Origin of the sequence: Vibrio echinoideorum (genome assembly GCF_024347455.1) — a bacterium.
Taxonomy (GTDB): domain Bacteria; phylum Pseudomonadota; class Gammaproteobacteria; order Enterobacterales; family Vibrionaceae; genus Vibrio; species Vibrio echinoideorum.
This window is the reverse complement of the sequence record NZ_AP025483.1, coordinates 968,490-993,119: the sequence shown is the minus strand read 5'-3', so window position 1 is coordinate 993,119 and position 24,630 is coordinate 968,490. Positions and strand designations below refer to the sequence as shown.

Annotated in this window: 19 protein-coding genes, 1 tRNA gene and 1 pseudogene; 6 read left to right on the top strand and 15 right to left on the bottom strand. The window is 43.8% G+C overall.

Annotated elements, in window-relative coordinates; genetic code table 11:
- The first annotated feature begins 134 nt into the window (after nucleotides 1-134).
- Entirely contained in the window at nucleotides 135-1,010 is an 876-nt protein-coding gene (locus tag OCV36_RS04655) for a LysR family transcriptional regulator (protein WP_004734167.1), read from the top strand.
- Nucleotides 1,011-1,152: 142 nt separating this feature from the next.
- Here the strand turns inward: OCV36_RS04655 and purF are convergent, their stop codons facing one another.
- The 9 genes from purF to OCV36_RS04610 form a co-directional block, all read right to left on the bottom strand.
- The gene (gene purF, locus OCV36_RS04650; RefSeq protein ID WP_017072540.1) at nucleotides 1,153-2,667 is read right to left on the bottom strand and encodes an amidophosphoribosyltransferase; all 1,515 of its coding nucleotides are present in this window, start codon (nucleotides 2,665-2,667) and stop codon (nucleotides 1,153-1,155) included.
- A gap of 33 nt (nucleotides 2,668-2,700) precedes the next feature.
- Nucleotides 2,701-3,192, bottom strand: a complete 492-nt coding sequence (locus OCV36_RS04645) for a CvpA family protein (protein WP_102553021.1) — start codon at nucleotides 3,190-3,192, stop codon at nucleotides 2,701-2,703.
- A 61-nt stretch (nucleotides 3,193-3,253) separates the two neighbouring features.
- On the bottom strand, nucleotides 3,254-3,829 hold the full coding sequence (locus OCV36_RS04640; RefSeq protein ID WP_135458087.1) for an SPOR domain-containing protein: 576 nt from the start codon (nucleotides 3,827-3,829) through the stop codon (nucleotides 3,254-3,256).
- A complete protein-coding gene (folC, locus tag OCV36_RS04635; protein WP_135458085.1) occupies nucleotides 3,830-5,092 on the bottom strand; it encodes a bifunctional tetrahydrofolate synthase/dihydrofolate synthase in 1,263 nt (420 codons plus the stop codon).
- Between the two features lie 42 nt (nucleotides 5,093-5,134).
- Nucleotides 5,135-6,061, bottom strand: a complete 927-nt coding sequence (accD, locus tag OCV36_RS04630; protein ID WP_017072544.1) for an acetyl-CoA carboxylase, carboxyltransferase subunit beta — start codon at nucleotides 6,059-6,061, stop codon at nucleotides 5,135-5,137.
- Between the two features lie 176 nt (nucleotides 6,062-6,237).
- The gene (gene truA / locus OCV36_RS04625) at nucleotides 6,238-7,032 is read right to left on the bottom strand and encodes a tRNA pseudouridine(38-40) synthase TruA (RefSeq protein ID WP_017072545.1); all 795 of its coding nucleotides are present in this window, start codon (nucleotides 7,030-7,032) and stop codon (nucleotides 6,238-6,240) included.
- Between the two features lie 197 nt (nucleotides 7,033-7,229).
- Nucleotides 7,230-12,209, bottom strand: a complete 4,980-nt coding sequence (locus OCV36_RS04620; protein ID WP_135458083.1) for a FimV/HubP family polar landmark protein — start codon at nucleotides 12,207-12,209, stop codon at nucleotides 7,230-7,232.
- Nucleotides 12,210-12,417: 208 nt separating this feature from the next.
- A complete protein-coding gene (locus OCV36_RS04615) occupies nucleotides 12,418-13,431 on the bottom strand; it encodes an aspartate-semialdehyde dehydrogenase (RefSeq protein ID WP_017074542.1) in 1,014 nt (337 codons plus the stop codon).
- A 12-nt stretch (nucleotides 13,432-13,443) separates the two neighbouring features.
- Nucleotides 13,444-14,577 (bottom strand): 4-phosphoerythronate dehydrogenase, encoded by a 1,134-nt coding sequence (locus OCV36_RS04610; RefSeq protein ID WP_135458080.1) that lies wholly within the window; start codon nucleotides 14,575-14,577, stop codon nucleotides 13,444-13,446.
- Nucleotides 14,578-14,805: 228 nt separating this feature from the next.
- Between OCV36_RS04610 and OCV36_RS25505 the strand changes: the two are divergent.
- Nucleotides 14,806-15,017, top strand: a pseudogene (locus OCV36_RS25505) (hypothetical protein).
- Nucleotides 15,018-15,156: 139 nt separating this feature from the next.
- Here the strand turns inward: OCV36_RS25505 and fabB are convergent.
- Nucleotides 15,157-16,368 (bottom strand): beta-ketoacyl-ACP synthase I, encoded by a 1,212-nt coding sequence (fabB, locus tag OCV36_RS04605; RefSeq protein ID WP_017074539.1) that lies wholly within the window; start codon nucleotides 16,366-16,368, stop codon nucleotides 15,157-15,159.
- A 128-nt stretch (nucleotides 16,369-16,496) separates the two neighbouring features.
- On the opposite strand from fabB, the gene mnmC reads away from it, so the two are divergent.
- Nucleotides 16,497-18,575: a bifunctional tRNA (5-methylaminomethyl-2-thiouridine)(34)-methyltransferase MnmD/FAD-dependent 5-carboxymethylaminomethyl-2-thiouridine(34) oxidoreductase MnmC gene (gene mnmC, locus OCV36_RS04600; protein WP_210114731.1), complete on the top strand. Its 2,079-nt coding sequence runs from the start codon at nucleotides 16,497-16,499 to the stop codon at nucleotides 18,573-18,575.
- A gap of 134 nt (nucleotides 18,576-18,709) precedes the next feature.
- Here the strand turns inward: mnmC and OCV36_RS04595 are convergent, their stop codons facing one another.
- The 3 genes from OCV36_RS04595 to OCV36_RS04585 form a co-directional block, all read right to left on the bottom strand.
- Entirely contained in the window at nucleotides 18,710-19,231 is a 522-nt protein-coding gene (locus tag OCV36_RS04595; RefSeq protein ID WP_017074537.1) for an NADPH-dependent FMN reductase, read from the bottom strand.
- 175 nt (nucleotides 19,232-19,406) lie between these two features.
- Nucleotides 19,407-19,670: a YfcL family protein gene (locus tag OCV36_RS04590; protein ID WP_017074536.1), complete on the bottom strand. Its 264-nt coding sequence runs from the start codon at nucleotides 19,668-19,670 to the stop codon at nucleotides 19,407-19,409.
- 9 nt (nucleotides 19,671-19,679) lie between these two features.
- Nucleotides 19,680-20,210 (bottom strand): elongation factor P hydroxylase, encoded by a 531-nt coding sequence (locus OCV36_RS04585; RefSeq protein ID WP_135458125.1) that lies wholly within the window; start codon nucleotides 20,208-20,210, stop codon nucleotides 19,680-19,682.
- A gap of 301 nt (nucleotides 20,211-20,511) precedes the next feature.
- Between OCV36_RS04585 and OCV36_RS04580 the strand changes: the two genes are divergently transcribed.
- Nucleotides 20,512-21,135, top strand: a complete 624-nt coding sequence (locus tag OCV36_RS04580) for a trimeric intracellular cation channel family protein (protein ID WP_029224983.1) — start codon at nucleotides 20,512-20,514, stop codon at nucleotides 21,133-21,135.
- Between the two features lie 108 nt (nucleotides 21,136-21,243).
- Here OCV36_RS04580 and aroC read toward each other — a convergent pair whose 3' ends face one another.
- Nucleotides 21,244-22,329 (bottom strand): chorismate synthase, encoded by a 1,086-nt coding sequence (gene aroC, locus OCV36_RS04575; protein WP_004734182.1) that lies wholly within the window; start codon nucleotides 22,327-22,329, stop codon nucleotides 21,244-21,246.
- A 384-nt stretch (nucleotides 22,330-22,713) separates the two neighbouring features.
- Here aroC and OCV36_RS04570 point away from each other — a divergent pair, with 384 nt between their 5' ends.
- The gene (locus tag OCV36_RS04570; protein WP_017074533.1) at nucleotides 22,714-23,217 is read left to right on the top strand and encodes a GNAT family N-acetyltransferase; all 504 of its coding nucleotides are present in this window, start codon (nucleotides 22,714-22,716) and stop codon (nucleotides 23,215-23,217) included.
- 113 nt (nucleotides 23,218-23,330) lie between these two features.
- Here the strand turns inward: OCV36_RS04570 and OCV36_RS04565 are convergent.
- Nucleotides 23,331-23,407: transfer RNA gene (locus tag OCV36_RS04565), tRNA-Arg, on the bottom strand.
- A gap of 210 nt (nucleotides 23,408-23,617) precedes the next feature.
- Here OCV36_RS04565 and folD point away from each other — a divergent pair.
- Complete coding sequence (gene folD / locus OCV36_RS04560) at nucleotides 23,618-24,475, top strand: bifunctional methylenetetrahydrofolate dehydrogenase/methenyltetrahydrofolate cyclohydrolase FolD (protein WP_017074532.1); 858 nt, start codon at nucleotides 23,618-23,620, stop codon at nucleotides 24,473-24,475.
- Nucleotides 24,476-24,630 lie beyond the last annotated feature (155 nt).

Below are 24,630 nucleotides of genomic sequence, written 5' to 3'. Positions count from 1 at the left end.
TTGCTCTCTTTACTGGTAATTCGTGACAAGGATTGAAATACTTGTAAATAGTGCAACAAGTTGACGTGACGCAAACATTGATCTCAGTGTTACGTATAAATTAGGTGAGATTGTAAACAAATGTGTCTGGATTTATGAAATTAGATGATTTAAACCTCTTTCGACTCGTCGTTGAAAATGGGAGCTACACCGCAACATCACGCAAGACTATGATTCCGGTTGCGACCATAACACGACGCATCCAAGCCCTAGAAGATTCTTTGAACCTAAGGCTTCTCAATAGACACGCGCGTAAACTCTCTTTAACGGAAGCTGGCGAACGTTTTTTCAATGAATGCTCTCCGCTGTTGCAACGTCTGTCTTCTACCGCAGAGGAGCTCACTGACGTCTGTAAAGGCGCTTCAGGTAAGATTCGTATTACGGCTCCCTCTAACCTTACCAAGCGCATGATGATGCCGATGTTCAGCGAATTCATGACTCAATACCCTGATATCAATATTGAGTTGATGATGAACAACCAAGCCGACCAGCTTGATCCAACGGAATGGGACGTAATTTTCCGAGTCGGCCCGCAACGTGATTCAAGCCTAATCGCCAGAAAAATCAGTGAAGTAAAAGATATTCTTATCGCAAGCCCTGATTATTTAGCTAAAAACCCGGCACCAAGCCATGCGGAAGAATTAGCAAACCATTCCTTACTCAAAGGCTACCCGCTCATTAAGTGGCAACTGAGTAATTCGAATGAAGAGACGGTGGTTAACAGCGAGAAAGGTCGTTTCAACGCGAATGCACTCAATGTTGTTAGACAAGCGTGTTCTGAAGGCCTAGGTATCACCCTAATGCCTGATGTCATGATCCGTGAATACATTGAAGATGGCAGCTTAGTGCAAGTCTTAGAGGACTGGAGCGCTAACCCTCGTGATATTTACATGCTTTATAACCACAAAGACCACCTGCCAGAGAAAGTTAGATTGTTTATCGATTTTGTGATCGCGTACCACATCCATTAGACTCTCCCCCTTCCTCACAAACAAAAAACCAGAGCCGATGCTCTGGTTTTTTATTACTTAGGTCTTTATTACTCGCTTTTGCTTCAACCCGCTAACAATGATGATTCATTATTAGCGAGAATGCTTTATTGCGAGTGAAAAGCTAAGCACCTTCGTTATGTAACTCTAAGTTAGCGAGGTCTTGTTGGATCTCGCGCTCAACTTTTGAATCGTCATTACGTAAAGAATCAAGGAAATCTAAGTACGCTTGGTCGATATCACCCGTTACATACTCACCATTAAATACCGAAGTATCAAAGCGAGAGATATCTTGGTTACCCATACCAACCGCAGAGATTAAATCTGGTAGCGTTTGGAAGATCAAAGCGTCTGCGCCAATCTGCTTACAAATCGTTTCGTTATCACGACCATGAGCAATTAGCTCAGTTGCGCTCGGCATATCAATACCGTAAACGTTAGGGAAGCGAACCTCTGGCGCGGCTGAAACCATGAAGACTTTACTTGCACCTGAATCACGAGCCATCTCAATGATCTGCTCTGATGTTGTACCGCGAACAATAGAATCATCAACCAATAGAACGTTCTTACCTTTAAACTCAGAACGAATCGCGTTGAGTTTACGGCGAACCGACTTCTTACGCTGTTGCTGACCAGGCATGATAAACGTGCGGCCAACGTAACGGTTTTTCACGAAACCTTGACGATATGGCTTGTCGATCGCTTGAGCAATTCGTAGCGCTATATCATTCGATGTTTCAGGAATTGGGATAACTACGTCAATGTCTAGGTCTGCGTACTCTTCTTTAATACGCTTACCTAACATCTCACCCATTTCAACACGCGCACTGTAAACCGAAATTTTATCGATGAACGAATCAGGACGAGCAAAGTAAACAAACTCGAAGATACATGGGTTTAGTTGAGGATTGTCTGCACATTGTTTAGTGAAAAGTTCACCTTCGAATGTTGCGTAGATCGCTTCACCGGGTGCTACGTCACGCATAAAATCAAAACCAACAGCGTCTAACGCGACTGACTCAGACGCAACCATGTACTCTGTTTTACCGTTAACTTCACGCTTACCAAGACACAATGGACGAATACCATGTGGGTCACGGAATGCGATCATGCCGTGGCCAATGATCATCGCTGTTACTGCGTAAGCACCACGGATAGTGCGGTGCACGTTTGCAACTGCGCGGAAAACATCTTCTGAAGTCACGTTACCTTTAACGGTATCAATCTCATGAGCCAATACGTTCAGTAGGACTTCAGAATCAGAGGTTGTGTTTACATGACGACGATCTTTTTCGAACAACTTCTCACGAACTTGATTTGCATTCGTTAGGTTACCGTTGTGCGCCAACGTGATGCCAAAAGGAGAGTTTACGTAGAAAGGTTGAGCTTCAGAAGCACTTGAACTGCCCGCTGTAGGATAGCGAACATGACCAATACCAACGTTACCTTGGAGGCGCTGCATGTGTTTTGCTTCAAAAACATCTTTAACTAAACCGTTCGCCTTACGAAGACGGAAACGATTGCTTTCTATGGTACAAATACCAGCGGCATCTTGGCCACGATGCTGCAATACCGTTAAAGCGTCATAAATAGACTGGTTTACAGGAGTTGAACCCACGATTCCAACAATACCACACATGTCCTAATCCTCGATTTTCGACATTAACTGGCGCTAAAGCGCGCCAGATAAGAAACTAGATGTTGCTTGTAAATGCTCGAAGAACGGCGCAATGATTCGACTAAATTCCGGAACCAATTGCGAATTCTTCCACCACTCAGAACTTGGGAATGCAGTAAACGCATCCATGAAAAACAACACTGCAGAGACAATCAAAACACCACGTAAACCGCCAAAGACGACACCGAGGATTCTGTCTGTACCCGACAGGCCTGTTTTCTGAACTAGTTGACCGATGACATAGTTAACTAAGGCACCAACAACTAACGTTGCAACAAATAATGCTGCTATCGCAGTTCCGTTTCGAAACATATCATCTTCGATATTCGTAAAGTAAACCGCCAATTTGACGTAATACTGACTGGCGATAAAAAAAGCACCAAACCAAATAACGAGTGACAATGCTTCTTTAGCAAAACCACGAACTAAACTGATCACGGCGGAGAAGCCGATCACGCCTAAAATGACAAAATCTAACCAATTCATGAATTCTTCATCTTAAGTTGGCGCGCATTTTAACAGAAAAAATGCTGACGCAAACGTTTTCTTATGGATTTAACGGTTTAAATTTGAGCAATTGGCCTTTTGAACCCGTAATTTTTTCTAATTCCTTAATTTGTCGCTCAAGTTTGGATTTAGAGACATCAGGGCCAATAATTACTCGCGTAAAAGTTTTCTCTTGCTTGGTGTGGGCCTGGTAACCACGCTTTTGTAAATCCTTAACAACGTTTTTTGCGTTATCAGCATTCTTCAAAGCCATCAATTGAATAAGCCAAGCACTGTCTTGGTATTCATTTTTTTCTGGTACTGGTTTCACCACCACTGCCACTTTGTCAGCTTCTTTATTATTTGAAGATGACGCCGTTTGCGTATCGGATTTATCGGCAACACCACTTTCAACCACTTGCTCAACCGGAGAATCCGGTAGCGCAATCTGATCTTCAACGGGATCGAGCACATCAAAAACCTCTACATTACTATCAAGCTCAGGCTTAATCGGAATGCTTGCAAACTCTTCTTTATAATGGAGCTTCTTACCATCAAGTACATCTGGCAATACGATCACGCCAATAGCTACTAAAATAATGGTACCGACTAATCGGCTTTGGAATTTACTTGCCATTTAGTTTCCTTTTTTCTGCCAATGCTCCAACACTTCCCCTACGGTATGGAAAGAACCGACCACCAACACAACATCGTCACCTTTAACCGACGCTAAAGCCGCTTCAAACGCCGCTACAGGGTTTATATGCTGCTCTACACCTTGAGGAAGGCTTTGACACAACTCCGCGGCTGTTGCTGCGCGAGGCCCTTGCAGTGATGCTGGATACCAATGTGTTGTGATTGGTGCTAATACTTCCAATGTCGAAGGAATATCTTTGTCATGAAGCATAGCGACAACAACGTGTAAGTTTTTACCTGCATACGTCTTAGTGACTTGCTGTACAAAGTATTCAGCTGAGTGTGGATTGTGTGCCACATCAAGCACAATCACAGGTTGGTCGCTAATTTTCTGCATACGTCCAGGAAGCTGAGCACTCTTCAAACCGTTCACTACATTAACATCACTAATAGTGAGTTCTGAAGTCCCCAACGCCATCAACGCTGTTGCTGCATTGGGTAATGGTAGACTTGGAATTGGTAGCGCTTCTAATTCAAATGCGCCACTGCGCCAGTTCCAAGCATCACCATCAACATCATAAGTATATTGAATACCCACTTGATAGAATTCAGCCTGAATATCATCAGCATGCGCAGCAACCGTAGCCGGAGGCTTAGGCTGACCACAGATTGCTGGTTTACCACTACGATAGATACCCGCCTTCTCAAAACCAATCACGTTGATATCATCACCCAGCCAATCAACATGGTCGACAGCTAAACTGGTAATTACAGATACATCATGTTCGACGATATTGGTCGCATCTAAACGCCCACCTAGACCCACTTCTAATAACACGACATCAACCGCTTCTGCTTGAAAAGCGCGTAACGCCGCCAAAGTGCCATATTCAAAGAAGCTAAGACTGATTTCGCCACGTTCTTTCTCAATAGAATCGAAAGACTGAACCATCTTTTCATCAGATAGATCTTGGCCGTTGATACGAACACGTTCGTTATAGCGAATTAAGTGAGGCGAACTGTAGACACCAACCGAATACCCAGCGTCCAATAGAATGGCTTCCATCAGTGCACACGTTGAGCCTTTACCATTAGTTCCAGCAACGGTAATCACGTGTTGAGCAGGTTTAGTGAGATTTGCCTTAGAGGCGACGGCCTGAACTCGGTCTAGCCCAAGATCAATAGCGCTTGTGTGGATGTTTGATAAATAATCAAGCCACATCTCCAAAGAGGATGTGGCTTGAGGAATAGGTTGTTGACTCATCTAACTCATAACCATAATTAAGTAGGTTTGTTAGAAGGTACTTTACCCTTTTTCTGGCGCTTCTGGTACTTCATAAGTAGCTTCATTCGGTGAATCGTTCACAGAAACTACTAATGGCGAAGGCTGGTTGGTCATTTTAGCAACAAGGCTTGCAACGCGCTGACGCATCTCACGACGGTCAACGATCATGTCGATAGCACCGTGGTCTAATAGGAACTCACTACGTTGGAAACCTTCAGGTAGGTCTTCACGTACTGTTTGTTCAATTACACGACGTCCCGCAAAACCGATCAGAGCTTTTGGCTCACCGATGTTTACATCACCTAGCATAGCCAAACTCGCAGAAACACCACCCATTGTTGGGTCTGTCATTACTGAGATAAATGGTAAGCCTTTCGCAGTCAAACGTTCTAGAGCCGCGCTGGTTTTCGCCATTTGCATTAGAGACATAAGTGCCTCTTGCATACGTGCGCCGCCACTTGCAGAGAAACAAACTAAGCCACAGTTGTTTTCGATAGCCGCATCAACAGCTTTCACAAAACGAGCACCAACAACAGAGCCCATTGAACCGCCCATGAATGAGAATTCAAAAGCACACGCTACGATAGGTAAACCAAGAAGTTCGCCTTTCATTGCGATTAGTGCATCTGTCTCACCACTGTTTTTCTGTGCTGTAGAGATACGCTCTTTGTAACGCTTAGAATCTTTGAACTTTAGCTTATCTTGTGGTTCAAGATCAGCACCAAGTTCAACACGCTCACCTTTGTCTAGGAATGTATCCAGACGGCGACGTGCTTTCATGCGCATGTGATGGTCACATTTTGGACATACTTCTAAGTTACGCTCTAGTTCAGCATGATACAGAACCTGCTCACAAGAAGTACATTTAGTCCAAACCCCTTCAGGGATAGACGCTTTACGAGATGTTACGATGTTGCTCTTTTCTAAAATCTTTTCAAGCCAACTCATGGAAGACCTTTTTGTTTCGATTCTTCCGCTTGATTGCGAAAGAAATAAATTTGGGAATTATGCGAGGGAATTAAAGCACATAAAACAGCGACTGTAGATAAAAAACTGGTTGTACCTATTTTCTGTCACTATCTTACGCACGAAACCGTAATAGTTTTTGAACCTAAGTCTCACATTTAGTTCAAATTATCCGGTAAAAATAGAGGGCCAATTGGCTCTCGTGGTAACTCAAAATGTTTAGGATAATCAACGTCTACCAGATACAAGCCTTCTGCTTTTGCAGTCGCGCCTGCCACTTTTCGATCTTTTGCTTCTAAAAGCCATTGGATCCACTCTGGTTTTTGCTCACCTTTACCTACTGCAATTAAGCTACCAGTGATATTCCTCACCATGTGGTGAACAAACGCATTCGCTTTAATATCGATCACTATGTAGTGCCCGTGACGGGTCACGTTCAAGTGAATCATGTTTCGCCAAGGGCTACGAGATTGACAATGCGTGGCCCTAAACGAAGTGAAATCGTTCTCACCAAGTAAGTATTGACCCGCTTCATGCATTTTTTTCTCATCAAGGTGACCATGGTAATGGCTCACTCCTGAATTCAAAATGCCAGGACGTAATGCATGGTTAAAGATAATGTAGCGATAACGGCGAGCGGTTGCAGAAAAGCGAGCGTGAAAATCTTCATTCACTTCTGTCGCCCAACGAACAGCAATATCTTTTGGCATATTGGCATTCGCGCCCATTGTCCAGGCCACCATCTTGCGATCGACATTCGTTTCAAAGTGAACAACTTGCCCCGTACCGTGAACACCAGCATCCGTTCGGCCTGCACACATAACTTCTACCGGGTGATTTGCGACAACTGAAAGAGCCTTTTCCAATTCTTCTTGGACACTTTTCACGTCTCGTTGGCGCTGCCAACCAAAGTAGTGGGTACCGTTATATTCAATACCTAAAGCAATTTTCATGTTCTTGTTCTCTTTGAAAATGGGCGAGAAGTATATACGCAAATGAGTGTTAGCCCAAATGAGATGGGGTTAAAACTGCAATAAACAATCACCACCGCCCTAGTCGGTGCTTCTGAGAAACCGAAATAAAACAAAGGCGCTTCGTCTCACCCTAAAATAAAGGGTAGCCAACGCTACCCTTTATGTTTTGATTAAGTTTATCGGCCGTTTAACGTATCGATAAGGTTCTTTGCCTCTCGGCGAATATCATCGCTTCCGTCAACTATCGCCTCTTCTAAGAGCTTAATTGCACCTTGAGAGTCGCTCATCTCAATGTAGATCTTCGCCAAATCAAGCTTACCAGCGGCTTCTGCGTTGTTATCCACATCATAATTACCGATGTCACCGATCACATCTGGGAACTCGTTAAGGCCAACATCCAGTTTTAACTCTTCGTCATCTGGATTAATTGCGTCTTCGCCTTCTTGTTCCACTTGAGCCATTAGTTCATCAATCGTCATGTATTGCTTGTCACGACTGCTGTCAGACTCTGTTAAGTTGTCTTGCTGAGCCCAATTCTCTTCTTTGATTTTAGGTTCAGCTTGCTGTCCTACCGATGCCCAAATTTCTTGCTGATCATCAGGAACATCGTGGTGCATACTTGATTGTTGTTCTGGTGCTAGATTGAAGCCCTTCCAATCTTCACCACCCACTTCAAGCATCGCATCAATATCTAGCCCGGCACTATCAACCAATGTGGCATCTAAGGGTTTATCGAACATGTTGTCGACAGAGTCTTGAACATCTTCTGACAACAACTCAGCTAATGCTGTTTCATCGAAATCATCAAAGCCTTCTAGTGGCTCGTCTTGATTCAATGCTGTAATTGAGTTTTGTTCAGGGACTTCACTTAAAGAAGTCATAGGTTGAGTAAAACCTTCAACCTCAGGTTCTTCTATATCAGAGAATTCATCCGTCTGGCTAAAGCTTTGCGGGTTTGAGAACAAGTCATGCAACGCGTCTTGCTCTTCACCTTGAGGGCTAAACGAAGTTAGTGGTGCTGGCTTCTCTGCAAACGCATCTGAGATAGCCTCATCTTCACCGTATTCCGGTAAATCAAATTCATCTAACTCCACACCCTCTATTTCAGCAACCGGCTCTGCACTGCTTTGCTCAATATCGTCTAAAACAGAGTCTGCTTTGGCACTCTCTTCATCGTATTCAGGAAGATCGAGATCATCGAACTCAAACTTCTCTGTTTCAGCAGATAGATCTTGTTCTAATTGTGCTTCATCGGGTTCACTAACGGCTTCTGCTAATGCATCTTCTTCACCAAACTCCGGCAATTCGAAATCATCAAAAGAGAACTCATCTTCGCTATCTGAGGAAGTAGTTTCAGTTTGAGGTACAGATTCAACTGGCGGTGTAGTTTCGATTTGAGGTGCAGCGTCTAGTTGTGATTCAGTATCGAGTTGAGAGTCTGCAACAGGAGCTTCTAATTCCGTTGTGACTTCAGCATCAGCTTCCGCCAATGCATCTTCTTCACCAAACTCCGGCAATTCGAAATCATCAAAAGAGAACTCATCTTCGCTGTCTGATGGTGTAGCTTCTATTTGAGGCGCAGCATCTAGTTGCGATTCAGTATCGAGTTGAGAGTCTGCAACAGGAGCTTCTAATTCCGGTGTGACTTCAGCATCAGCTTCCGCCAATGCATCTTCTTCACCAAACTCAGGCAATTCGAAGTCATCAAAAGAGAACTCATCTTCGCTGTCTGATGGTGTAGCTTCTATTTGCGGTGCAACTTCAACTTGCGGTGTGGTTTCTGTTTGAGGCACAGCATCGGTTTCAGGTGCAGCGTCTAGTTGCGATTCAGTATCGAGTTGAGAGTCTGCAACAGGAGCTTCTGATTCCGATGTTACTTCCGCGTCAGATTCCGTCAATGCGCCTTCGTTAGTTGTATCCTCTCCAACCAGCCAATCGTCGTCCTCTGGTACACCAAATTCATTAGGAATGATCTCTGGCATATTCGCAGCACGAACTGGCTCTGGCTCTGGCTCTGGCAAGGATTCAACAACATCATCAAACTCATCGCTACTTTGAATTTTAGGTTCGAAGTCAAAATCAGAGTCAATGTTCGTTGGAGATTCTACATCGTCGATCGCTTCCGCTAACCAATCTTCTACCGTTTCTTCATCATCTTCAGAGATATCATTCAAAGATGATGGCGAAGCTTGGTCTTCAAAATTAGGTATGGTGTCTTCACGACTGTCTTGTGCGGCTGGCTCTTCCTGCTCTGCTTTTTGTTGACTAGGTTCTTCTTGCTCCAGCTCGTCAAAAGTTGATGCTTCGAAATCAGAATTTTCAGATAACAGTGAATCGATATCCATTTCGTCATCTTCAACAGACGACACGTTTTCTTCTGTCAATGCTTCAGCAACATCCGAAAGAGGCGTTTGTTCTGGCTCTGAAATAGGATCAATTAGAGCTTCAGTTGGCTCTTCAACCGCTTCCTGTAAATCACTGTCATTAGGCGTCATCAACTCATCAATCAACGCTTCGTCAGTTGTTTCTAGCGCATCATCTAGCAGTGCATCCGTTGCAGGCGCTACGCCAAACAAGTCATCGATAAAATCATCACTGTTAAACGCTTTATCATTTTCAGACTGTACATCAGCCTTGTTTTCAGCAAGTTCCGAATCTAACAATTCATCGCTGGTTGAAAGTTGTTCAGGTTGTAATGTTTCACTTGTATCTGTTGTTTGTGCTGACTCGACTTCAGGGAGTTCAACTTCAGTTGGTTGAGCGGTTACCTGTTCAAGTTCAACGTCTGAATCAATAATAAGGTCATCACTGGCTTTGTCTAAATCAAAGGCTGCGTCTAACTCTTTATCAAACGCCTGCTCTTCTGATTCAAGCTCGTCTTCAATGCCACTGGTCAGTAGGTCATCAAACGGGTCTAAAGATTCAGTTTTCTGCTTATCCGTTTCATCTGTTGAAAGATCGTCAACTAATAGCTCGCTATCAAGGAAATCATCGAGTAGTTCCGTGCTCTCAGCGTCAAGCTCAAAGTCGTCATCATCAGAATCACTGATCAACTCATCTAACGTTTCTGTGCTGTCTTCAGCGATATTTAGTTCATCATCGGTCGATAAACCAGAAAGCTCTTCAAGTTCAGATAAAGCATCAAAGCCTAAAGGTTTTTCAGACTCATCATCCGATTCATCTTCAAGCATTTCGTCAAGGAGATCTGTTGAGTTGCTTAGATCAACGTCATTCCCAGATAGCTGTTCATCCAGTAGGTCAACGCTGCCTTGTTCTTCTTCACTTTTTAATGGCTGATCAAACTGAGCTAGAATACTGTCGATGTCATCATCAGACGCTAAACCGCTGTTAAGGCCAGAGGCGATTTCATCGTCGCTATCTAGGTTAAAAGGATCATTAGCTTCATTATTTTGCGCTGCAACTTGAGCAAAGATGTCATCAATATCATCTTCTACACTAGGAGCTGAAGGTTGTGAGGTCTGCTGCTCAGAGATAAGAGCATCGATATCAAACTCGTCATTGCTCAGATCAACTGGCTTAGCATCGCTCTGTTGCTCTGAGATAAGCGCATCAATGTCAAAGTCATCGGTTGCTGACATCTCTGTGTTGGTAGCAGAATCATTTTGCTCTTCTGAAATCAACGCATCGATATCGAAGCTATCATCATCTTCGTCATCAAGAGCAAACAGATCATCGAGTAGAGACTGGTCTAGTTCATTCGAGCCTAAATCTTCTGTTGCGGATTCTTGAGATAGCAACGCCTCAATGTCACCAGTAGACATTGCGTTGTCATCAGAAAGGTCAAAATCGCCGTCATCCGAATCAAGTGCACTTTCCGCCGTTTTATCAAGCGCACGTTCCATCTCTTCAAGGCCAAGTGCCTTTTCTTCGCCGTTAACACTTATGCCGTTACTGCTGTCTAAGTCTAGGTCATCAAAGTTGGTGTCTAAGTCACCGTTGTCACCGATGCTGGCAAATGGGTCATCGTCTTCACCGTCGAGATTGAAGTCGAGATCGGACTCTTCTAAGCCAGCAAAGACATCGTCTTCTTCTGCCAATGCTTGGTCGTCAAATAACTTGTTGGCGTCATCTTCCGTACCAAACAATTCATCATCTAGAGAAAGGTCGTTATCGAAGTCGTCCATCTCATCGCCTAGAGTGATAGGCGCTACGTTGCTTGGTTCTGGCTGAATCGGTTGATCTTGATTCGTTTGCTGTTGCTCATCATCTTTAGAACGACGACCTAACAACATCACAACGATCAAGCCAAGTAGAAGGCCAGGAATTATCGCAAGAGCCGCAACCAACCAACCATTAGATAACAGCTCGTCCATCGCACTTGGTGCCATTTTTTCGATTTCGGCGTTCTTTCTACGCTCTTCATCAAGCAGCTTTTCCACTTCACTGCGGATGCGGTCTTCATCACTCAGTTCTGTTTTTAGTTCGTCGACTTCCAATTGGACATTCGACAACATCAAACGAAGCTGATGGTTTTTCTCTTCAAGTGACAGCAACTCTGTTTCTGAAAGCTCTAGCTGCTTCTCTAACTTATTCACCTCTTTAACTGGGAATAATTGAGTTGGAGACGATGGCTTTTTAACAGGTTCTGTTTTGCTTGCTTGTTTCGCAGGCACTGATTCGGTCGACGCTAACGGTTTAGCCTTGGCATCAGTTCGACTTGGCGCTTGAACCGCTTTGGGTTTTGAAGCCGCTGGCTTAATTGCTGAAGCATCAAGCTTAGCCAAATGCGAATTCATAATGTTGATCGCTTGCTGAGTCGAACTTGCACGTGTTTGCTCTAAAGAGGGCACACGTAAGTTACTGGAAGGCAGCAAACTATGGATATTCTGATTTTCAAACGCTTGTGGGTTTAAGCGATAAATAGCCAGCAGGGTTTGTTGGACTGAAACGGAATTATCAGGTCGTAACTTGGAGGCGATAGACCATAAAGTTTCGGAGCCACGAGTTGGGCCATAGAAACGAGAAGGTTCAGCGCTATCGAATTGCGCTCTTTGAAGAGGTTCTGAAAACGTAGGCGCTGATTGTATCTGGCCATTAGGCCCTACAACTCGAATGGAATCTGCACGAACAACGGAAATCTGAGTCGCAAGGATAACTGCAAAAGGCATTACCCACTGCTTGAAAATTTGAAACATAAAAGGCTCAGCTAGGTGCTTAAATTCGGATAAAGTGATGAACTATTAAATATATCGGATAAATGACGTAAAACTATAGAGATGAAAACAAAAAATGTGTTGCAGCAACAATATTCGCAGCAATTTCACACAATTTGACTAACAATATTTTCAATCGATTAAAAAAGCCCCACTAAAGAGTGAGGCTTGTTTATCAAAGCAGTGAAGCTTAGAAGTAATCGCGAATCAGAAGTTCAGCGATTTGTACTGCGTTTGTTGCTGCGCCTTTACGAACGTTATCAGCAACCACCCACATGTTCACACCGCTGTGATGGCTAATATCGTTACGAATACGACCAACCATTACGTGGTCTTTACCACCAGCATCACGAACCTGAGTTGGGAAGTCTAGTGCTTGGAACACTTCAATACCGTCAGTGTTCTCTAAAAGCTGAACCACTTGCTCTGCACCGATTGGAGCGCGAGTTTCAATGTGAAGCGACTCTGCGTGGCCATAGAATACCGGAACTCGAACACAAGTCGGGTTAACCGTGATTGAAGAATCTGCAAAGATTTTTTGAGTTTCCCAAACCATCTTCATTTCTTCACGTGTGTAGCCGTTCTCTGTAAATTCATCGATTTGAGGAATACAGTTGAACGCGATCTGCTGTGAGAATGCTGACTTGTCAGCTGGCATGCCGTTAAGAAGCTTAGCCGTTTGACCTGCTAGCTCATCGATACCCGGCTTACCTGCACCAGACACAGATTGGTAAGTTGAAACGTTAATACGCTCAAGACCCACTTCATCGTGAATTGGCTTAAGTGCTACTACCATCTGAATAGTAGAACAGTTAGGGTTTGCAATAATGTTGCGGTTACGGAACTCAGCAATCGCTTCAGGGTTCACTTCTGGTACAACCAAAGGAACATCATATTCGTAACGGAAGCGTGATGTGTTATCGATAACCACAACGCCTTCATCAGCAGCAATTGGAGCCCAACGTTCTGAAAGTTCGCTACCTGCAGAGAAAAACGCAATATGTACTTGAGACCAATCGAAGTCTTCTACGTTTTGTACTTGTATTGTTTTGCCGTTAAAACGGGAAGTTTTGCCTTCACTACGTTCACTTGCTAGTAAGTGCATTTCACCGACAGGGAATTTACGCTCTTTAAGTACTTCAAGAATGGTTTCACCAACCGCACCAGTCGCACCTAAAATAGCAATATTAAATTCTTGGCTCATTGTTTCTCTCTTTTATAAAGTTGGCTTTACCATAAAACCGAGTTTAGATAACGGCGTTAAATTACAAGACTCATCGCCCGTTAACTCGACTGCACTATACTCTCTGCGGTCCCAATATTCTTTACGCATCTTGTCAAAAGAACCCGGCGTAGAGATATTGCGACGGAATAAGGCGTCGTCTTTTCGCACATCATAGATCAACTGAGTCAAATTGTGCAGTGTTGCTTCATCCCAAGCTCTATCTAATTTCATTTGAGGTACAGGCGCTGTTGGTAGAAGGTCGCTTGCATAAGCACGTTGTTCAGTACCTAAAAATTCACAATAGCTGTTGAAGATCATCGTAGTACCGCGCGCTTTGCCCTCTAAACCGTAGCCCGCTACGTGAGGTGTTGCAAAAGCAAGTAGTGGAAGCAGCTCGAAATCGACTTCAGGCTCAAACTCAAATACATCCAGAACCGCAGTAAACCCGTCGGCTTTTTGCAGGCGATTTTTTAACGCTTGGTTATCAACGACTGGACCGCGAGCCGCATTAATCAGAATTTGATCGGCGCGGAAGTTGTTCAGTACTTGCTCATTGATCAAGTGATGAGTTGGGAATTCACCCGTTTTAGTGATTGGCGTATGCAAAGTGATCACGTCCGATTGCTCAAGCAGTGTCTCTAATTCAGTAAACTCGCGAGTATCACCCTCTTGTTGTTTTAGAGGATCGTTCAGCAATACTTTAATGCCAATACCTTCAAGGCACTTCGCTAAATAGCTACCCACCTGACCACAACCAATAATACCGACCGTTTTTTCGAATACAGAGAAACCTTGTTGCTGAGCCAACACCATCATCGCGCTGAACGCATACTCAGCAACACCCACCTTGTTACAGCCAGGCGCCGCAGTAAAGAAAATGCCACGATCTTTCATCAATTCTTGGTCGACATGGTCCATACCTGCCGTCGCAGTACCGACAAACTTCAGCTTATTGGCTTTGCTAATCAATGACTCGTTCACCTTGGTGACAGAGCGAATCATCAAAGCGTCTACGTCAACAAGATCGTCAGCAGTTAGCGTTCGACCGGACTTCATTGTCACTTCACCTAACTGGCTAAAAAGCGCTTCAGCATAAGGCATATTTTCATCGATTAAGATTTTCATTGGGAAGGTACTTTTGTTGGGGTCTGTCGACCTTAAATGTGAATTGAAATGATTGTGCAAAATTCCACACACGGTGTCGAGTAGCAAATGGAATACATTATAAATAAAGGGCTGAATTGGCTTTAACGCTAACAAGAGATTTGACAGTGGCATCATTTCTAGCGTTCATCAAACGATAACCCGAATAATGATCAACCCTGGCAATTGGGTAACTGAGTAACTGAGTAACTGAGTAAATCTAAAACGAAAAATGCCCGATTGAATAAACAATCGGGCAAACATCCAGAACAAAAGGATCCTATCTCGCTCTCCAGGAGACAGAGTCTTGCGTCTGTTCAACCAGTAGTAACTAAGTCACCACTGATCAAGCTCTGGAAACCTTTCAACTTCTAAATCTTGATTTAAAAAGCCATTTTCTAAAGCGAAGCTTACAAAGCTAGGGTTAAAAAACACGCTTAAAACCATATTTATAAAGCTATGTTCTGATGGTCATGATTACTGAGTGGCCTGTGCGTGTTGAATCTGCACTCACGTCACCCATTAACGATTAACCTTTTATTAATTTAACCTTAGCTTCAATTAGCCTTGGTATTTTTTGATTACTAGCGTTGCGTTCGTACCACCGAAACCAAAGCTGTTAGACATAACTGTCGTTAGCTCTTGCTCACGAGTTTCAGTTACGATGTCTAGGCCTGCGCCTGCTTCGTCTAAGTTTGCTACGTTAATGCTAGGTGCAATAAAGCCGTTATCTAGCATTAGCGTTGAGTAGATAGCTTCGTGTACGCCAGCTGCACCTAGAGCGTGACCAGTCATCGCTTTCGTTGCTGAAATTGCTGGGCTGTTGCCACCAAACACTTCTTGGATAGCGCCTAATTCTTTAACGTCACCAACAGGAGTTGAAGTACCGTGAGTGTTCACGTAGTCAACGCCATCAACGTTTTGCATTGCCATCTTCATACAACGAACCGCGCCTTCACCAGAAGGAGCAACCATGTCGTAGCCATCTGAAGTCGCGCCGTAACCTACGATTTCACCGTAAATTTTTGCGCCACGAGCAACTGCGTGCTCAAGCTCTTCGATAACTAGCATGCCGCCGCCACCCGAGATAACGAAACCATCACGGTCAGCATCGTAGGTACGAGAAGCCAATTCTGGAGTGTCGTTGTACTTAGTAGAAAGTGCGCCCATTGCGTCGAACATCATAGTCAGAGACCAATCAAGCTCTTCACCGCCACCAGCGAATACTACGTCTTGCTTACCAAGTTGGATAAGCTCCATTGCGTGACCAATACAGTGTGCAGAAGTCGCACATGCAGAACTCATAGAGTAGTTCACACCACGGATTTTGAAAGGAGTTGCTAGACAAGCAGAAACCGTAGAAGCCATTGTACGTGGAACCATGTATGGACCAACGCGCTTCACGCCTTTTTCACGGATGATGTCTACTGCGTTTACTTGGTTTAGAGATGAAGCACCACCTGAACCCGCAACGATACCCGTGCGGTCATTAGATACTTGATCTTCTGTTAAACCAGAATCAGCAATTGCTTGCTCCATTGAAAGATAAGCGAATGCCGCTGCATCACCCATAAAGCGCATTTTTTTGCGATCAATATGGTCAGCAGGGTTCATTTTTAGGTTACCCCAAACTTGAGAGCGCAAGCCATTTTCCTTGAACTGCTCTGAAGCGGTAATACCTGATTTACCCTCTTTCAGTGATGCTAAAACTTCTTCGACGTTGTTACCGATACTTGAAACAATACCCATACCGGTGATTACGACTCGTTTCATGTGACATTCCTATAATTCTAAATTCAGCTAGATGATAACTAAGAAGCCTAACAAAAGTGGTCAGCTTTCCTAGAAATTCGTACAATCCCTACCAACATATCGCTTCAAATCACAAAATGATAGATTTTATGACTTCAATTACTAATGCAGAACTGGAATGGAATGAGTCTGGCACGCCAGTATCAGACCAATTTGATGACGTTTACTTCTCCAATGTTAACGGTTTAGAAGAAACTCGCTACGTCTTTTTAAAGCAAAACCACCTTCCAGAGCGTTGGGTTGAACATGAACAACGCCGCTTTGTGATAGCAGAAACCGGTTTTGGCACTGGTTTAAACTTTCTCGCGGTTTGGCAGTGGTTCGATGCTTTTCTTAAAGATAACCCACAAGCGATGACCAAAGAGTTACATTTCATCAGTTTTGAGAAATATCCTCTAAATAAAGATGATCTGATTAAAGCGCATCAATCTTGGCCAGAATTAGCTGAATATGCGAAACAACTCCAAGAACACTACCCTATCGCACTGCCTGAATGTCATCGTATTGTATTGGGTGATGGCGCAATCACGCTTGACCTATGGTTTGGTGACATCAAAGATTGCATGCCTAACGTTCCGACACCAAAACAAGGCTTAGTTGATGCCTGGTTCTTAGACGGCTTTGCTCCTAGCAAAAACCCTGAGATGTGGAATCAAAACTTATTCAACGGCATGGCAAAGTTGGCCAAACAGGATTGCAGCTGCGCCACGTTTACCGCTGCAGGTTTTGTTCGCCGCGGTTTAATCGAAGCAGGCTTTGGTATGAAAAAGGTCAAAGGTTTTGGTACCAAACGAGAAATGATTGCTGGCCGACTTAGCGAGAAACACGCTCATACCAACATCAAACCTTGGTATGGCCTACCTCAAAACAGTGATTCACAAGATATCGCCATTATCGGTGGTGGTGTAGCCAGTGCCGCATTAGCCAAAACGTTAAGCCGCCGTGGTAAAAAAATCACGCTTTATTGTGAACACCAACAAGCTGCGGGCAATGCCTCAGGCAATAATCAAGGTGCGATTTACCCGTTATTGAGTGAAGCGACATCGAACGTGTCTCGTGTGTTTGGCCCTGGGTTACTGTTTGCTCGTCAATTTATTAATCAAGCGGCTCAGTCTGTTCAATTTGACCACAGCTGGTGTGGCGTGAACATTTTGATGTGGGATGAAGGTTCAACTAAAAAGCTCAACCGCATGTTGGAAGGCAACTTCCACACAGACCTGATTCAGCGTTTAGCACCAGAGCAAGCGAACGAAAAGATTGGCTTGCCGGTCGATAAAGAGAGTGTTTACTTTCCACTGGGTGGGTGGCTAAGCCCTCTTCAGCTTACTCAAGGTTTGATTGGCAAGTTAGAACAGACAAACCAAGTGAGCGCACACTATCAACATCAAGTCACTCAACTTGAGTGGTTAGATGCTGAACAACAATGGTTGTTGACGATTAAGACACCTCAAGGCGAGATTCAGACAAAACACGACCAAGTGGTTGTTGCGAATGGACACAAGTTCACTCAGTTTAAACAAACTCAGCCCGTACCACTCACTCCGGTTAAAGGCCAAGTGAGCCACATCCCGACGACTGACAACTTAACCAAACTCAAAACCGTATTGTGTTTTGATGGCTACCTAACGCCGCAAAATACAAATAACGGCCATCACTGTATTGGCGCCAACTACGACAAGACCAATATCGACCAAGAGTTTGATATTGAGGTTCAGCAACATAATGGTGAGCGCCTGTACGGATCGCTGCCAGACCAAGAGTGGACAAAAGATGTCGACACCAGTGACAACTTAGCGCGCCAAGGTATCCGAAGCGTAAGCCGAGATCACCTACCATTCGTCGGTAATGTTGGCGATTTTGAATCCATCAAAGAGCAATATCAGAATCTGCACAACTTTAATCCGCAGCGTGATGCTATCGACGGTATCGAACCTGTTATCAGCTATCCGAACTTGTTCTGTTTTATTGGATTGGGTTCACGAGGTTTAAGCTCTGCGCCATTGTTGGCTGAAGTTTTGGCGTCACAAATTTGCGGTGACCCGTTGCCTTTACCTGTAGATGTACTTGAAGCGATTCACCCAAGTAGAATGTGGGTACGAAGACTGCGTAAAGGCAAAGCACTAACGGCTGGATGGACTGCAGACAAGTATTCTAAATCGAGCCAGTAATTCCTAGTTCAGCTATTCTGAACATCTCAAATGTCTCAAGTTCTAAGATATCTGAAATTAACAGCTAAAAAGCCCGAGCGACATTAAGTCACTCGGGCTTTTCGTTAATTGTGTAACCATAAACTGGATTGTATTTACAGCTTAGCTACCGCTTCTTTAATCTGTTGAGCGATCTCTTCATTACTGATTGAACCAGATTCAAAGTCAAAGTTATCGTAGAAACTAGGTACTGAAAGCGACGCTTTTACGTTACCGCCAAAGTATGGTGCTGAACCCGTTGCTGCGCCAAGTACGGTTTGTGCACCACCAGGTCCAGGTGAAGTCGCTAAATAAACCGCAGGTTTCTCACCAAACACTGAACGCTCAATGCGTGTAGCCCAGTCGAATAGGTTTTTATAAGCTGCTGGGTAATGACCGTTATGCTCTGCAAAAGAGATAACAAACGCGTCAGCTTCAGCTAGGTCACGTAAGAATGCTTGTGCACCTTCAGCTTGGCCAATCTCTTTCTCAGTATCTTCACTGAACATAGGAACGTTGTAGTCGTTAAGGTTTAGAACTTTAACTTCAGCTTCATCAATCAAGTTAGCTGCGTAAGTTGCTAGTGCTTTGTTGATAGAAGTAGAGCTTGTGCTTGCGCCAAATGCGATAACTTTCATGATGTAACCTTTTCTGTGATTTCGTTAAGTGGGATTAGAATAACGTAGTAAGAAAATGAAACCATCACAAGAAATGAACGGACTCATTCAAAAATTTCGAATGAGTCTCAAATAAACAGTTCGCTCAGTAAAATGAGAAGGAAGGGACTGAACGGATAGCATCAATGTATCGAGGTTAAGCTTGGTTTTGTAACTCAACCCAAAGATCATTTACGATCGTGCGGTCTGCTGGTGTTAGTTCAGAGCGAGCGTCATCTAAGCTCTTTTCAATGCGTGCTTTTACTTCCGCTACTTCTTCAATGCCATCTTCTTCACATGAAGCCACTGAAAGAGAAATATGACCACGTAAGTAACCACCTGCAAACAGTTCATCGTCTGATGCGTTTTCAATGCGAGCATCAATTACTTCAAGTAGTTTTTCTTCAAATTCGATAATCATAATATTCTCTTATTTCACTATAAATTGGCTAGCACATAAAGGTTCAACATCGTAGAAGCTGCATAATGCTTCAGAGAGCATTTTCACTCGAGGCGGAAGGCCAACTTCTAAGATACCCATGACTTCGCTGTGTACTTTATTCATAAAGGCCAAACGATCTGGCTCAAAATCGCCGTGTAGATTGTCACAGCTGACATTAAAAGGAAAGCCTGCGCTCGTCGCAATGATCCATTCGTACGCTTGTGGGCGTATTTCAACTTTTTCAAACTCGGCTTGAACCGATTCAATACGTCCATCTGGCTCATACCAATAACCAAAATCTTCCAACAAACGACGTTCAGGACCAGCAACGCACCAGTGTGCGATTTCATGTAAAGCCGAAGCGTAAAAGCCACGAGCGAACACAATTCGATGGTGTGGGATCGTATCGTCGGCAGGCAAGTAAATAGGCTCGTCAGCGCCTAGCTCTAACTTAGTGTTAAAGCTCTCTGAGAAGGTTTGATTAAAAATATCGATAATGTCTGAATATTGGTGGGTCATAGAACTGGCTTGAAATGAAGTAAACACCCGTATTTTGCTTTGTTTTTTCGCCTTGGTAAAGCCCCTATCAAGCGTAATGTTACCAACTCAAGCGCTCTCCACCGCCACAAAGCAACCCGTATCTACAATAGATAACCTCAACTGATGCCAATTGATTACTTCAACTAATCTGAAACATCGATTCAAGGTACAAATATTCATTCGTCAACAAACGTTTTTACTACTACACTCGCGCTTCATTTTTATATCCTCAAGGCCTATAACACTTCAATTTATAGACCTAAATTATAGAGCTACAGCAATGCTATTAAGTATTTTGTATATCATTGGCATCACGGCAGAAGCCATGACCGGCGCTCTCAGTGCTGGCAAACAAAAAATGGATTGGTTTGGCGTAATGTTAGTTGCGAGTGCAACAGCAATTGGTGGCGGGACAGTACGAGACATCTTACTTGGCCACTACCCTTTAGGTTGGGTTGAAAACCCCCAGTATTTGGCTATCACCTGTTTGGCTGGTGTTGTCACAACGGGGCTGGCTAAATGGGTGATCAAGCTAAAAGGCTTGTTCATTCGTCTGGATGCCTTGGGGCTAATTGTATTCAGTATCATTGGTACTAAAGTGGCGATGACCATGGGTCTGCACCCAATGATTTGTATGGTGTCAGCATTAGTGACTGGCGTGTTTGGTGGCCTACTGCGCGATCTTATCTGTCGTCAAACCCCATTGGTTCTGCATGAAGAGTTGTACGCATCTGTTGCCCTTGTTGCTTCGGGTTTATACCTAGGTTTGCTTGAGCTTGGCATTAACGACGTAACAGCAACGATAGTTACACTTGTGGTTGGCTACTTGCTGCGTATGGCAGCTGTAAGATTCAAATGGCGCTTGCCGTCTTTCCAGCTTGATCCGGAAAGCTCTGTACATTAGATATTCTCAATGACGCAGAATATAAAAAGGGTTGCTTCATTACGAAGCAACCCTTTTTTGTTTCTATCAAATCAGTTTCAATTCTGTTTTGAATAAAACGAAGCAAAACTAGATTTTTGGCGTTTCTGTTGTCACACCAAAGTTTTGACCACGATGACGCAATAGATGATCAAGCAATACAATTGCTAACATCGCTTCTGCGATAGGCACGGCACGAATACCCACACATGGATCGTGACGACCTTTAGTGATTAGCTGCGTTGCTTCGCCATCTTTAGTGATGGTGTCACCAGGAACTGTAATGCTTGATGTCGGCTTAAGTGCAATGCTCGCCACAATATCTTGGCCAGTAGAAATACCACCTAAGATACCACCAGCGTGGTTACTACTGAAACCTTCTGGAGTTAATGGATCACGGTGTTCGCTACCGCGCTGATTAACCACATCAAAACCGTCACCAATCTCAACACCTTTCACCGCATTGATGCTCATTAGAGCGTGAGCGATGTCTGCATCTAGACGATCAAAGATTGGCTCACCAAGACCTACAGGCACTTTAGTCGCAACCACTTGAATCTTCGCACCGATCGAGTTGCCTTCTTTTAGCAAGTCACGGATCAATTGGTCAAATTCTGGTACTTTGTCGGCATCAGGGCAGAAGAAAGCGTTGTTTTCGATCTCGTTCCAATCCACTTTATCAATTGAGATATCACCCATTTGAGAAAGATAAGCTTGGATTTCAACACCAAATTCTTGTTTTAGGTATTTCTTCGCAATTGCACCCGCAGCAACACGCATTGCGGTTTCACGAGCAGAAGAACGACCACCGCCACGGTAATCACGCACACCGTACTTTTGGTGGTACGTATAATCTGCATGACCAGGGCGGAATTTGTCTTTAATTTCGGAATAGTCTTTAGAGCGTTGGTCTGTATTTTCAATCAATAGACCAATAGAAGTGCCCGTAGTTTGGCCTTCAAATACACCTGATAAGATTTTCACTTCATCCGCTTCACGGCGAGCCGTTGTATAGCGAGAAGTACCAGGGCGACGACGATCCAAATCTCTTTGAAGGTCTGCTTCGGTAATTTCTAATCCTGGTGGGCACCCATCTACGATACATCCTAGTGCGATACCGTGACTTTCTCCGAACGTAGTCACGCGGAAATGTTGTCCGATACTGTTTCCTGCCATTACTTCCTCTAAATCAGCCATCAAACAGAAGGTTTGAGTCTATAAACCCACTGACTAACAGCTTTACTTGTCTATTCTTCGTGAATTCATAGTGGCTTTAATACCAAATGATGTAAACCCCAAAAAACGAACAATTTTAACTTTCTATTACATGAGCCGAATGAAATGAATAGTGAAGGAAAATGAGTGGTGCTCTAAAACAGTTGTTTTTATTATGGTCAAAACACATAAAGGTTTAGTGTCCGCCCTTTCCGGCCTATGACGAAACAAGGTTCATCATTTTTCAACAGCATGCTCAATTAACCATGTCTTCTATTAACAAAGGTTAATGAACTCGTTGTAAATACTCTCTATGTTGTAGCCAAAATAATAAGGAGAAAAATAATGATCGAGTGGAGAGTTAAAAAATTTGCGGATCTGTCTGTTCAAGAGCTCTATGATTTCTTGCAACAAAGAGTCGACATTTTTATCGTAGATATGAACACGCCATACAGTGATTTGGATGGTAAAGATAATCACCCCGAGACTTATCATGTCATGGGCTATGAGAACGAATGTCTAGTAGCTTATAGCCGAATTATGGCTCAGAAGCTCGGATACCCAGCCGATGTTCTACCTTTGCTGGATTCTGATGCAAATGACGTTTGTATTGGGCGAGTGATTGTAGCGAAAGGCTACCGTGGAAAGCAGCTTGGTAACCAATTGATGCAAGTTAGCTTTGATGCCACACGAAAGGTTTATCCAGATTGTTCGATTTTTATTTCGGCACAAGCACATCTCAAAGACTACTATGGTAAATTCGGCTTCGACGTTGTTACCGATAGTTACTTGGAAGACGGGTGCAGTATGTTAGGTCTTAGATATACCCCACAGCTCGTGGCCGTTTAGCAAAAGCCGAAAGACAGAGACATCGAAATACAAAACATGGTATTGATAGATTAAGTCGTTCTGAAATGCAAAAAACCCGACAACTCAGAGAGTTATCGGGTTTCTTTAAATAGTGGTACGCCCTGAAGGATTCGAACCTTCGACCACCTCCTTAGAAGGGAGGTGCTCTATCCAGCTGAGCTAAGGGCGCGCTACAGGAAAGGATTATACGAATTCGAATCAGTAAAGCAACGGCTTTGTGTAACATTCTGATCCAAGTGAGTAAAAAAAGGGCAATGAGATTATAAGTGTAGGAAAATAGACCGAAGCAAACGTTTGCTTGATGGTAATCAAAAAGATTTTCTGGAATAATGCGCCAAAACATCAGCCACTAACTTGAATATCAATACTAAGGAAATTCATGACTGCTCAAAATATTGATGGAAAGCTAATTTCTCAAACAGTTCGCTCTGAAGTTGCGGCACGTGTAAAAGCTCGTACTGAAGCTGGATTACGCGCTCCGGGCCTAGCGGTTGTTTTAGTGGGTGAAGACCCTGCCTCTCAAGTTTACGTTGGAAGTAAACGTAAAGCATGTCAGGAAGTAGGCTTCGTTTCAAAGTCTTTTGATTTACCAGCGACAGCAACCGAAGATGAACTGCTAACGCTAGTAGACCAACTCAATGAAGACCCAGAAATTGACGGCATTCTGGTTCAATTGCCTCTACCTGCTGGTATTGATACCACTCACGTTCTTGAGCGTATCACTCCAGAAAAAGACGTTGATGGCTTCCACCCATACAATGTGGGCCGTTTAGCTCAACGTATGCCTAAGCTACGCTCTTGCACGCCCAAAGGCATTATCACGCTGCTTGATCGTTACAACATCGACTTACGCGGCAAGCACGCAGTCGTAGTTGGCGCATCAAACATTGTTGGTCGCCCAATGACGTTAGAACTGCTTCTAGCCGGCTGTACGACGACAACATGTCACCGCTTTACCAAAGATCTTGAAGGTCACGTACGTCAAGCAGACGTTGTTGTGGTTGCAGTAGGTAAACCAAACTTCATTCCTGGTGCCTGGGTTAAGAAAGGCGCGGTCGTGGTCGATGTTGGCATCAACCGTTTAGAATCTGGTAAGTTAGTTGGTGATGTTGAATACGACGTGGCTAAAGAGAACGCAAGTTTCATCACTCCAGTACCTGGTGGTGTTGGACCAATGACAGTTGCGAGTCTGATCGAAAACACCATGATCGCTTGTGAGCAATTTCACTCGAAATAATCCACAACGACAATCTCGGTAGCATTACCATTGAGATTAATTGTTTCGTCTTAAAATAGAATAAGAAAGCCGCAGCGTGATAACGTTGCGGCTTTTTTGATTCTGAACTATTCATTTTTGATACACAGTGAGTCGCTTTTGATACAGGGCGACTC

Coding starts and splice junctions, on each gene's coding strand:
- OCV36_RS04590 (WP_017074536.1), bottom strand. CDS start 19,670: ATGATTATCGAATTTGAAGAAAAACTACTTGAAGTAATTGATGCTCGC.
- OCV36_RS04655 (WP_004734167.1), top strand. CDS start 135: ATGAAATTAGATGATTTAAACCTCTTTCGACTCGTCGTTGAAAATGGG.
- OCV36_RS04580 (WP_029224983.1), top strand. CDS start 20,512: ATGCTATTAAGTATTTTGTATATCATTGGCATCACGGCAGAAGCCATG.
- OCV36_RS04570 (WP_017074533.1), top strand. CDS start 22,714: ATGATCGAGTGGAGAGTTAAAAAATTTGCGGATCTGTCTGTTCAAGAG.
- mnmC (WP_210114731.1), top strand. CDS start 16,497: ATGACTTCAATTACTAATGCAGAACTGGAATGGAATGAGTCTGGCACG.
- OCV36_RS04610 (WP_135458080.1), bottom strand. CDS start 14,577: ATGAAAATCTTAATCGATGAAAATATGCCTTATGCTGAAGCGCTTTTT.
- folD (WP_017074532.1), top strand. CDS start 23,618: ATGACTGCTCAAAATATTGATGGAAAGCTAATTTCTCAAACAGTTCGC.
- aroC (WP_004734182.1), bottom strand. CDS start 22,329: ATGGCAGGAAACAGTATCGGACAACATTTCCGCGTGACTACGTTCGGA.
- folC (WP_135458085.1), bottom strand. CDS start 5,092: ATGAGTCAACAACCTATTCCTCAAGCCACATCCTCTTTGGAGATGTGG.
- OCV36_RS04645 (WP_102553021.1), bottom strand. CDS start 3,192: ATGAATTGGTTAGATTTTGTCATTTTAGGCGTGATCGGCTTCTCCGCC.
- OCV36_RS04585 (WP_135458125.1), bottom strand. CDS start 20,210: ATGACCCACCAATATTCAGACATTATCGATATTTTTAATCAAACCTTC.
- OCV36_RS04595 (WP_017074537.1), bottom strand. CDS start 19,231: ATGAAAGTTATCGCATTTGGCGCAAGCACAAGCTCTACTTCTATCAAC.
- purF (WP_017072540.1), bottom strand. CDS start 2,667: ATGTGTGGTATTGTTGGAATCGTGGGTTCAACTCCTGTAAACCAGTCT.
- OCV36_RS04620 (WP_135458083.1), bottom strand. CDS start 12,209: ATGTTTCAAATTTTCAAGCAGTGGGTAATGCCTTTTGCAGTTATCCTT.
- OCV36_RS04640 (WP_135458087.1), bottom strand. CDS start 3,829: ATGGCAAGTAAATTCCAAAGCCGATTAGTCGGTACCATTATTTTAGTA.
- fabB (WP_017074539.1), bottom strand. CDS start 16,368: ATGAAACGAGTCGTAATCACCGGTATGGGTATTGTTTCAAGTATCGGT.
- truA (WP_017072545.1), bottom strand. CDS start 7,032: ATGAAAATTGCTTTAGGTATTGAATATAACGGTACCCACTACTTTGGT.
- accD (WP_017072544.1), bottom strand. CDS start 6,061: ATGAGTTGGCTTGAAAAGATTTTAGAAAAGAGCAACATCGTAACATCT.
- OCV36_RS04615 (WP_017074542.1), bottom strand. CDS start 13,431: ATGAGCCAAGAATTTAATATTGCTATTTTAGGTGCGACTGGTGCGGTT.